The organism is Streptococcus agalactiae ATCC 13813 (genome assembly GCF_000186445.1).
GTDB lineage: Bacteria > Bacillota > Bacilli > Lactobacillales > Streptococcaceae > Streptococcus > Streptococcus agalactiae.
In genome coordinates this window covers 1,998,735-2,004,803 of sequence record NZ_GL636070.1, presented here as the reverse complement: position 1 = coordinate 2,004,803, position 6,069 = coordinate 1,998,735, and the positions used below count along the sequence as shown (strand labels likewise).

Here is a 6,069-nt window from a genome sequence, read left to right as displayed (position 1 = left end):
AAACTTCTAAATGCTTGAGAAATCATTGTAAATTTAAATAACTACTTTAAATAGCACAAAGGCAATGACAAAGTTAGATGAGATGATTCTATTTTAATTTATAATTGAAAAAAGAGTATATGATGGAGGAATTTTGTATGGTAAGTACTCAATATATGAAAGTAACCTTACGAGAAAAATTCCCAGATAAATTACCATATGTTGATTTAGAAGAACTTGTGATATGATATTACAAATAAAAGAAAATGACTATATATTAGCTCATATATTGGTTAAAGTTGGTAAATATAAATTATTGAAATTACCTCATAAGTTTACCAATGAGATTACGGTTAGAAAGGAATACTAATGTTTATATATGGCCCTATTTTTAGGGAATTTCGACTTAATCGACAGTTTTCTCTTAAACAGGTTGCTTCAAATGAACTTTCTGTTTCTCAGTTATCACGATTTGAGAGGGGTGAATCAGATTTATCATTAACAAAATTTTTAGGGGCTTTAGAGGCAATTGATTTATCAATTAGCGAATTTATGGATAGAGTAAATAAATATCAAAGATCTGATCAGATATCTTTAATGTCTCAGATGGCTCAATATCATTATCAAAGAGACGTAGCTGGGTTAGAAAAGATGATTTCTGTGGAAGAAGGTAAACTAAAAAAGGATAGTTCAGATATACGTTGTCGTTTAAACATAGTTCTTTTTAGAGGAATGATATGTGAATGTGACTCCTCAAGAAAAATGTCGGAAGAAGACCTTTGTTTTTTGTCGGATTACCTCTTTCAAAAGGATAGTTGGGAAATTAGTGACTATATTTTGATTGGAAATCTTTACCGGTATTACAACACAAGGCAGATTTGTCAACTTGTTAAAGAGGTTATCAATCAAAAGGAATATTATCGAGATATTTATACAAACCGCAATGTTGTCGAAGCAACCCTCCTAAATGTGGTAGAGACACTAATAGAACGGCGCGCTCTAGAAGAAGCAACGTTTTTTCTAGAGAAAGTTGAAGCACTTTTAAATAATGAGCGGAATGCTTATCACCGTATTATTTTACTCTATGAAAAAGGATTTCTTGTCTATGCTAAAGGGGATAGTCGAGGAATACAAAGCATGAAGCAAGCTATTTTTTGCTTCCAAGCAATTGGTTCTAAACATCATGTTGAAAATTTTCAGGAACACTTTAATAGGGTAACAAGATTATAAAAATCCCATTTATGGGATTTTTTAATATTTCTCCTTTTGGTTTGCTATAATGTCGAACTAAGGAGGGAATTATGAATATTAATGGTATGAAATTACTATCTAGTCGAGCAGTCAGTAAACTTGGTGATGTGCTTTATGATTATGGAAATAGTACTTGGATTGCTTCGATGGGTGGTCTAGGACAAAAGATTTTAGGTATTTATCAGATAGTAGAGTTGTTGGTTTCTATTGTCCTCAACCCTTTTGGAGGCGCCTTAGCTGATCGCTTTCAACGAAGAAAAATTTTACTAATAACAGATGCTATCTGTGCTATCATGTGTTTCTTACTTTCTTTTATTGGAGATGATAAAGTAATGGTGTATGGTCTAATAGTTGCTAATGCTATCTTAGCGGTTTCCAATGCTTTTTCTTCTCCGGCTTATAAATCTTATATTCCTGAAATAGTAGATAAAGCTGATATCATTACCTATAATGCTAATCTGGAAACCATTGTTCAAATTATTAGTGTAAGTTCCCCTGTTTTAGGTTTCCTTATTTTTAATAATTTTGGTATTAGGATTACTTTAATTGTTGATGCGATTACTTTTTTGATTTCTTTCCTGTTTCTTTATGCTATTAAAGTGGAAAGGGTACAGCTTACAAAACAAGAAAAGGTAGCGATAAAAAATATTTTAGCTGATATTGCAGATGGTTTTACTTATATCAAAAAAGAAAAAGAAATTATGTTTTTTCTAATTATTGCTGCTTTATTAAACACTTTCCTAGCAATGTTCAATTATCTTTTACCTTTTACTAACTCCCTATTAAAAACTTCAGGTGCTTATGCAACAATACTTAGTATATCAGCTATCGGGTCAATTATTGGAGCGCTTATTGCTAGAAAAATTAAATCTAGTATTAATTCTATGCTATCTATGCTAGTATTCAGTAGTTTGGGAGTCATAGTTATGGGATTCCCATCTCTATTTGAATTACCGATATGGATATCTTACAGTGGTAGTTTTCTTTTTAATAGTCTTCTGACAATGTTTAATATTCATTTTTTCAGTCAGGTACAAATCAGGGTCGATGAAGCGTATATGGGGCGTGTGATGTCGACTATATTTACTATTGCTATTATGTTTATGCCTATAGGAACACTATTTATGACTATCTTTTCATTTGCCTTATCAAATGTTAGCTTTATTGTTATAGGATGTGCCATTGCTATATTGGGAGGATTAGGATTTAGCTATAGTAAAAAACAATTTTAGAACTTAAGAAATTATTCTGAAACATCAAAAAAACTTGTCTCTACTGACAAGTTTTTAATAGTTATTTTCTTGGTTCAAGCATGCGTTGGATACCGCCTAGGATTAAATCAGAGAAAATTGCCATAAGGGCTGTTGGAAGAGATCCTGCTAAGATAATAGCCCCACCATTTGTTGCATTAGTTCCTCTTATGATGATATCTCCAAGTCCGCCCCCACCGACGAAAGCACCAATGGCTGTAATACCAATTGCTACAACAAGGGCATTTCTAAGTCCAGCCATGATAACAGAAATAGATAGTGGTAACTCAACCATAAATAAACGTTGACGCTTAGTCATGCCCATTCCTTTAGCAGCATCTAGTAAGTCGGAGTCAACATTTCTAATACCAGTGTAAGTATTTGTGATGATTGGCAGAAGAGAATAAAGAAAGACAGTTGCAACTACTGTTTTAATACCTAGCCCTAGACCTAACATAATGATAGAGATCATAGCTAAAGAAGGAATGGTTTGGATGACATTTGCGATTCCCATAACAAAGGTTTTAATTTTACCACGTCTAGCGATGAAGATACCTAGAGGGATACCAACAATTGCAGCTAAAATAACGCCGTAAATTGAAATTAAAAAGTGGTGGATAAATTGTTCTAAGATATAACTACGATTATGTTGGAAGTAGTAGATAAATTGTTGGAAAGTATTCATTTGTTTCATTTATTTATCTCCTCTAAAATAATGGTTTTTTTCTAAAAATTGTTTGGCAACAACTGAAGGTTCTAAAAGTTTATCATCTACCATATAATTAAGGTTTTGCATCGTTTTTAAATTGATTTTACCATCGAGTCGATGGAGTAATTTTTTTAGTTTAGGATCTTTTTTGATGATAGAATTGTTGACAACCATAGAGGCTTCATAAGGAGGAAAGAATTTTTTATCATCCCTTAAAATTTCTAAATCATAGCTCGAAATACGACCGTCAGTGGAGTAGCCTAATACAGATTGCATTTTGTTACTTTCAACCGCATCATAGACTAAGCCAATTTGCATAGGGTAAATATGTGAAAATTCAAAACCGTATGTTTTAGCGAAATCAGTGTATCCATCTCCCTCGCGATTCATCCATGAACTATCAACCCCTGCCTTCATAGTTGTTGATAATTTTTTGAGATCAGAGATCTTGGTGATTTTATTCTGTCTGGCAAACTCTTTAGTAACCATGAATGCATAAGTATCAGAAAAACCATAAGTAGGATACCAAGTTTGATTGTAGCGTTTTTGGAATTCAGTTTTTACAATCTTAGAAGCTTCTTTAGGGTCTTTAACAGCTTTTAAGCCAAGAGTTCCTGTGATGTCTGTTCCTGTATAACGTGTGGCAGCAATGTCAGCATCACCACGGAGCAAAGCTTGGTGAGTAACCGTAGAGGAACCAAGATTGCTTATTAAAGTTGTGTTGTATCCTAATTCGTGATGAATTAATTCGGTGACAATATTTGCCATGATACTAGACTCTGTAGAACTTTGTGCAGCAACCTTAATTGTGGTATGACCAGGTTTTTTAGTATCGGTTAATTGACAACCAGAAATCGTTAAGAGGGCTAAGCAAAGTGTAAATATCTGTAAAAAGTGCGATTTTTTAAGCATATCTAAGCCTCCCTTCTTGTTGTTCTGGGCGTTAGAGCTGTTTCCAGTAATCCTAAAAGATAATCTATAATAAGTGACAGGATAATAACAGGAATTGTGCCCCCTAGAATTAATTTGGGCTGAAAAAGATTTAACCCGCTAAAAATGAGATCACCAAGTCCACCTGCACCTATATAAGAAGCTAATGTAGCCCAAGCAATAACATAAATAGTAGACAAGCGAATACCAGCCATAATAATTGGAGTAGCTAAAGGTAACTCAACTTGAAATATAGATTGAATAGGTTTCATTCCCATCCCTTTAGCACAATCTTTAAGTGTTGGATTGACATTATTCATACCTATATAAGTATTCCTTAGTATAGGAAGCAAGGAATAAATAAATAAAGCAACGATAGCTGGGACTTTTCCAATTCCAAACAATGGAATCATTAAAGCTAATAAGGCTAAACTTGGTATAGTTTGTAGCATGCTAGCTATAGCAATGATAATTTTGGCTACTTTGGGAAAACGTGTTAAGACCACACCCAATGGAACAGCAATTGCAATCCCAAGTGCTATAGCAAAAAATGAGATATAGACTTGTTCCCATGTTTTTACTAATATTTGCATGCCATACTGTGATAAGAAATTGACCATTATTGATCCTCCGTTTCAGTATCGCCCCAAATAATATCGTATAACATATCAACTAGGGATGCACGAGTAACAATGCCCTTTAGGTTATTCTCATGGTCAACAACTGGAGCGTATTTTAAACCACGTTTTAAAATACGCTCAGCAGTATTTCTAAGTAAGTCGTCTTCCATAACATAAAAATCAGTATGTTTTAAGATATCAGAAACAAGTCGGTCTTTCTTATATTTACTGCTTAGAGATTCTAAGTCAATAAAACCAATTAATTTACCGTTATCGGTTACTAGAAGTGAGTCAACGCGTTTTTGGCGCATTAGTGTAATAGCTTCAGTTAGTGTTTTTTCAGCAGTTATTGAAACAGGATTATTTAACATTATCTGTTTAACAGGAGTAATATCAGCCTGCGCATGAAGAAGACGCTCTTCCCCAATCATTTGTTCAACGAAACTGGTAGCAGGATGATGTAAGAGATCATTGGGTGTCCCTTCTTGGACCATTTTACCATTGTCCATAACAATAATTTTTGTTGCTAACTTGAGGGCTTCATCCATATCATGAGTAACTAAGATGATAGTTTTCCCCATTTCTTCCTGAAGAGACTTGACTAAGTCTTGAATACCTTCTCTAGTAATAGGATCCAGAGCTCCAAAAGGCTCATCCATTAAAATAATATCTTGGTCTGCTGCAAGAGCGCGAATGACACCAATACGTTGTTGCTGACCGCCAGACAACTCACTAGGGTAGCGATCCAAATATTCTTCGGGTAATTCAACTAATTTAATAAGTTCCCTTGCTTTAGCTCTTTTAGCTTCTTCTGACCATTTCAATAATTTTGGTACAAGAACTATATTTTCGTAAATGGTCATATGAGGCATTAAACCAATGTTTTGGATAACATATCCAATTCTGCGTCTTAATTCAATGGGGTTAATAGTAGAAATATCTTTTCCCTTAAATAATAGAGTACCATTTGTTGGTTTTAACATATGGTTAACCATACGCATTAATGTTGTTTTACCTGATCCACTCGTACCGATGAAACAAACAAAATCACCAGGGTAAATTTTAAGGTTAATGTCTTCAACCGCAACATTTTCCCCATACACTTTATTGATATTTTGATATTCGATGATAGGTTCTTGGCCCATATTATTCTCCTCTACAAACTATATTATAGTAATAATATCAAAACTTTGGCAACATGTCTGAAATTTGTTTTAAAATTTAATGATTTTAAAAAGAATCGTTAAGCTTGAGCCTGATCTACATTTTCAGAAAATGTAGAAAAAGTATGAAAAAAGAGTTGACAAAGTAAGAGATGATGTAGTAAACT

Annotated in this window: 6 protein-coding genes; 2 read left to right on the top strand and 4 right to left on the bottom strand. The window is 33.6% G+C overall.

The window, feature by feature from the left end; translation table 11 throughout:
* The first annotated feature begins 348 nt into the window (after positions 1-348).
* Together HMPREF9171_RS104065 and HMPREF9171_RS104070 are read left to right on the top strand one after the other, a co-directional pair.
* Positions 349-1,209 carry a helix-turn-helix domain-containing protein gene (locus HMPREF9171_RS104065; protein WP_000471420.1) on the top strand — a complete coding sequence of 287 codons (861 nt, stop codon included), beginning with the start codon at positions 349-351 and terminating at the stop codon, positions 1,207-1,209.
* A gap of 71 nt (positions 1,210-1,280) precedes the next feature.
* A complete protein-coding gene (locus HMPREF9171_RS104070; RefSeq protein WP_001024526.1) occupies positions 1,281-2,462 on the top strand; it encodes an MFS transporter in 1,182 nt (393 codons plus the stop codon).
* A gap of 61 nt (positions 2,463-2,523) precedes the next feature.
* On the opposite strand, the gene HMPREF9171_RS104075 is transcribed toward HMPREF9171_RS104070, so the two are convergent.
* The 4 genes from HMPREF9171_RS104075 to HMPREF9171_RS104090 are packed head-to-tail and all read right to left on the bottom strand — an operon-like array spanning position 2,524 to position 5,884.
* Positions 2,524-3,174 (bottom strand): ABC transporter permease, encoded by a 651-nt coding sequence (locus HMPREF9171_RS104075; RefSeq protein WP_000812160.1) that lies wholly within the window; start codon positions 3,172-3,174, stop codon positions 2,524-2,526.
* Entirely contained in the window at positions 3,175-4,101 is a 927-nt protein-coding gene (locus HMPREF9171_RS104080) for an osmoprotectant ABC transporter substrate-binding protein (protein WP_000914795.1), read from the bottom strand.
* A gap of 2 nt (positions 4,102-4,103) precedes the next feature.
* Positions 4,104-4,739 carry an ABC transporter permease gene (locus tag HMPREF9171_RS104085; protein ID WP_000247053.1) on the bottom strand — a complete coding sequence of 212 codons (636 nt, stop codon included), beginning with the start codon at positions 4,737-4,739 and terminating at the stop codon, positions 4,104-4,106.
* A complete protein-coding gene (locus HMPREF9171_RS104090; protein ID WP_000529593.1) occupies positions 4,739-5,884 on the bottom strand; it encodes a betaine/proline/choline family ABC transporter ATP-binding protein in 1,146 nt (381 codons plus the stop codon). The genes HMPREF9171_RS104085 and HMPREF9171_RS104090 overlap by 1 nt, the downstream gene beginning before the upstream one ends.
* Between the last annotated feature and the right edge of the window lie 185 nt (positions 5,885-6,069).

Bases quoted from the DNA above. Each gene is read 5' to 3' on its own strand.
- HMPREF9171_RS104085 (WP_000247053.1), bottom strand. From the start codon at position 4,739: ATGGTCAATTTCTTATCACAGTATGGCATGCAAATATTAGTAAAAACA.
- HMPREF9171_RS104070 (WP_001024526.1), top strand. From the start codon at position 1,281: ATGAATATTAATGGTATGAAATTACTATCTAGTCGAGCAGTCAGTAAA.
- HMPREF9171_RS104090 (WP_000529593.1), bottom strand. From the start codon at position 5,884: ATGGGCCAAGAACCTATCATCGAATATCAAAATATCAATAAAGTGTAT.
- HMPREF9171_RS104065 (WP_000471420.1), top strand. From the start codon at position 349: ATGTTTATATATGGCCCTATTTTTAGGGAATTTCGACTTAATCGACAG.
- HMPREF9171_RS104080 (WP_000914795.1), bottom strand. From the start codon at position 4,101: ATGCTTAAAAAATCGCACTTTTTACAGATATTTACACTTTGCTTAGCC.
- HMPREF9171_RS104075 (WP_000812160.1), bottom strand. From the start codon at position 3,174: ATGAAACAAATGAATACTTTCCAACAATTTATCTACTACTTCCAACAT.